Genomic DNA, 2,382 nt, shown 5'->3' on the forward strand with positions numbered 1-2,382 from the left:
AGTCCAACCCAAAACCTCTTGGGTGTTGTATGGTTAAGCCGCACGGGCAATTAGTACAGGTTAGCTCAACGCCTCACAGCGCTTACACACCCTGCCTATCAACGTCGTCGTCTACGACAACCCTTTAGAGAGCTCGAAGCTCTAGGGATGACTCATCTCGGGGCCAGCTTCGCGCTTAGATGCTTTCAGCGCTTATCTGTGCCGAACTTAGCTACCGGGCAATGCGTCTGGCGACACAACCCGAACACCAGCGGTTCGTCCACTCCGGTCCTCTCGTACTAGGAGCAGCTCCCCTCAATCATCCAACGCCCACGGCAGATAGGGACCGAACTGTCTCACGACGTTCTAAACCCAGCTCGCGTACCACTTTAAATGGCGAACAGCCATACCCTTGGGACCGACTTCAGCCCCAGGATGTGATGAGCCGACATCGAGGTGCCAAACACCGCCGTCGATATGAACTCTTGGGCGGTATCAGCCTGTTATCCCCGGAGTACCTTTTATCCGTTGAGCGATGGCCCTTCCATTCAGAACCACCGGATCACTATGACCTACTTTCGTACCTGCTCGAGCCGTCACTCTCGCAGTTAAGCGGGCTTATGCCATTGCACTAACCTCACGATGTCCGACCGTGATTAGCCCACCTTCGTGCTCCTCCGTTACACTTTGGGAGGAGACCGCCCCAGTCAAACTACCCACCAGGCACTGTCCTCACCCCCGATTAGGGGGCTAAGTTAGAACATCAAACATACAAGGGTGGTATTTCAAGGATGGCTCCACGACAACTGGCGTCGCCGTTTCAAAGCCTCCCACCTATCCTACACATGTAGGCTCAATGTTCAGTGCCAAGCTGTAGTAAAGGTTCACGGGGTCTTTCCGTCTAGCCGCGGGTACACAGCATCTTCACTGCGATTTCAATTTCACTGAGTCTCGGGTGGAGACAGCGTGGCCATCATTACGCCATTCGTGCAGGTCGGAACTTACCCGACAAGGAATTTCGCTACCTTAGGACCGTTATAGTTACGGCCGCCGTTTACCGGGGCTTCGATCAATGGCTTCTCTTGCGATAACCACATCAATTAACCTTCCGGCACCGGGCAGGCGTCACACCGTATACGTCATCTTTCGATTTTGCACAGTGCTGTGTTTTTAATAAACAGTTGCAGCCACCTGGTATCTGCGACTGCCCATAGCTCCATCCGCAAGGGACTTCACCGTGGGCAGCGTACCTTCTCCCGAAGTTACGGTACCATTTTGCCTAGTTCCTTCACCCGAGTTCTCTCAAGCGCCTTGGTATTCTCTACCCGACCACCTGTGTCGGTTTGGAGTACGGTTCCTACTTACCTGAAGCTTAGAGGCTTTTCCCGGAAGCATGGCATCAATGACTTCACCACCTTGGTGGCTCGACATCGGGTCTCGACCGTACGTAATCCCGGATTTGCCTAAGATTACAGCCTACACCCTTGAACCTGGACAACCATCGCCAGGCCCACCTAGCCTTCTCCGTCCCCCCATCGCAGTAAGTAGCAGTACGGGAATATTAACCCGTTTCCCATCGACTACGCCTTTCGGCCTCGCCTTAGGGGCCGACTTACCCTGCCCCGATTAACGTTGGACAGGAACCCTTGGTCTTCCGGCGAGGAGGTTTTTCACCCCCTTTATCGTTACTCATGTCAGCATTCGCACTTGTGATACCTCCAGCATGCCTCTCAGCACACCTTCAACGGCTTACACAACGCTCCCCTACCCAATATCCATAAGGACATTGCCGCAGCTTCGGTGTATCGCTTAGCCCCGTTACATCTTCCGCGCAGGCCGACTCGACCAGTGAGCTATTACGCTTTCTTTAAATGATGGCTGCTTCTAAGCCAACATCCTGGCTGTCTGAGCCTTCCCACATCGTTTCCCACTTAGCGATAACTTTGGGACCTTAGCTGGCGGTCTGGGTTGTTTCCCTCTCCACGACGGACGTTAGCACCCGCCGTGTGTCTCCCGGATAGCACTTACTGGTATTCGGAGTTTGCAAAGGGTTGGTAAGTCGGGATGACCCCCTAGCCTTAACAGTGCTCTACCCCCAGTAGTGTTCGTCCGAGGCGCTACCTAAATAGCTTTCGGGGAGAACCAGCTATCTCCGAGTTTGATTGGCCTTTCACCCCTAGCCACAGGTCATCTCCTAACTTTTCAACGTTAGTGAGTTCGGTCCTCCAGTTGATGTTACTCAACCTTCAACCTGCCCATGGCTAGATCACTCGGTTTCGGGTCTAATGCTAGCAACTACACGCCCAGTTAAGACTCGGTTTCCCTACGGCTCCCCTATGCGGTTAACCTTGCTACTAACATTAAGTCGCTGACCCATTATACAAAAGGTACGCGGTCACCCCA

The 2,382-nt window shown here is 53.5% G+C and carries 1 rRNA gene; it reads right to left on the reverse strand.

Going from position 1 to position 2,382, the window contains the following annotated elements:
- Nucleotides 1–29: 29 nt before the first annotated feature.
- Nucleotides 30–2,382: ribosomal RNA gene (locus BZJ21_RS15170) — 23S ribosomal RNA — on the reverse strand; the annotation flags it as partial.

Source organism: Salinivibrio costicola subsp. alcaliphilus (assembly GCF_001996185.1).
GTDB lineage: Bacteria > Pseudomonadota > Gammaproteobacteria > Enterobacterales > Vibrionaceae > Salinivibrio > Salinivibrio costicola.